The organism is Cryobacterium sp. N19 (assembly GCF_002929595.1).
Classification (GTDB): Bacteria; Actinomycetota; Actinomycetes; order Actinomycetales; family Microbacteriaceae; genus Cryobacterium; species Cryobacterium flavum.
The window spans coordinates 1-1,599 of record NZ_PJJR01000008.1; the positions used below are offsets into that span (position 1 = coordinate 1).

Annotated in this window: 1 rRNA gene; it reads left to right on the forward strand. The window is 56.1% G+C overall.

Annotated features, from left to right (window positions below):
• Positions 1 to 1,599: ribosomal RNA gene (locus tag CXY78_RS00065) — 23S ribosomal RNA — on the forward strand; the annotation flags it as partial.

Sequence of the window (1,599 nt, forward strand, 5' to 3'; positions counted from 1 at the left end):
TTCCCGTACCCGTGTGTGGGCGCCCGTGACGAATCAGCGGTACTAACCACCCAAAACCGGATCGATCACTCCCCTTCGGGGGTGTGGAGTTCTGGGGCTGCGTGGGAACTTCGCTGGTAGTAGTCAAGCGAAGGGGTGACGCAGGAAGGTAGCCGTACCAGTCAGTGGTAACACTGGGGCAAGCCGGTAGGGAGAGCGATAGGCAAATCCGTCGCTCACTAATCCTGAGAGGTGACGCATAGCCGGTTGAGGCGAATTCGGTGATCCTCTGCTGCCAAGAAAAGCCTCTAGCGAGCACACACACGGCCCGTACCCCAAACCGACACAGGTGGTCAGGTAGAGCATACCAAGGCGTACGAGATAACTATGGTTAAGGAACTCGGCAAAATGCCCCCGTAACTTCGGGAGAAGGGGGACCGGAATATCGTGAACACCCTTGCGGTGGGAGCGGGATCCGGTCGCAGAAACCAGTGAGGAGCGACTGTTTACTAAAAACACAGGTCCGTGCGAAGTCGCAAGACGATGTATACGGACTGACGCCTGCCCGGTGCTGGAAGGTTAAGAGGACCCGTTAACCCGCAAGGGTGAAGCGGAGAATTTAAGCCCCAGTAAACGGCGGTGGTAACTATAACCATCCTAAGGTAGCGAAATTCCTTGTCGGGTAAGTTCCGACCTGCACGAATGGCGTAACGACTTCTCAACTGTCTCAACCATAGACTCGGCGAAATTGCACTACGAGTAAAGATGCTCGTTACGCGCGGCAGGACGAAAAGACCCCGGGACCTTCACTACAACTTGGTATTGATGTTCGGTACGGTTTGTGTAGGATAGGTGGGAGACTGTGAAACCTCGACGCCAGTTGGGGCGGAGTCGTTGTTGAAATACCACTCTGATCGTATTGGGCATCTAACCTCGAACCCTGAATCGGGTTTAGGGACAGTGCCTGGCGGGTAGTTTAACTGGGGCGGTTGCCTCCTAAAATGTAACGGAGGCGCCCAAAGGTTCCCTCAACCTGGACGGCAATCAGGTGGCGAGTGTAAATGCACAAGGGAGCTTGACTGCGAGACTTACAAGTCAAGCAGGGACGAAAGTCGGGATTAGTGATCCGGCACCCCCGAGTGGAAGGGGTGTCGCTCAACGGATAAAAGGTACCCCGGGGATAACAGGCTGATCTTCCCCAAGAGTCCATATCGACGGGATGGTTTGGCACCTCGATGTCGGCTCGTCGCATCCTGGGGCTGGAGCAGGTCCCAAGGGTTGGGCTGTTCGCCCATTAAAGCGGCACGCGAGCTGGGTTTAGAACGTCGTGAGACAGTTCGGTCTCTATCCGCCGCGCGCGTCAGAAACTTGAGGAAACCTGTCCCTAGTACGAGAGGACCGGGACGGACGAACCTCTGGTGCACCAGTTGTCCCGCCAGGGGCACCGCTGGATAGCCACGTTCGGTCAGGATAACCGCTGAAAGCATCTAAGCGGGAAACCTTCTCCAAGATCAGGTTTCTCACCCACTTGGTGGGATAAGGCCCCCCGCAGAACACGGGTTCAATAGGTCAGACCTGGAAGCTCAGTAATGGGTGTAGGGAACTGGTGCTAACCGGCCG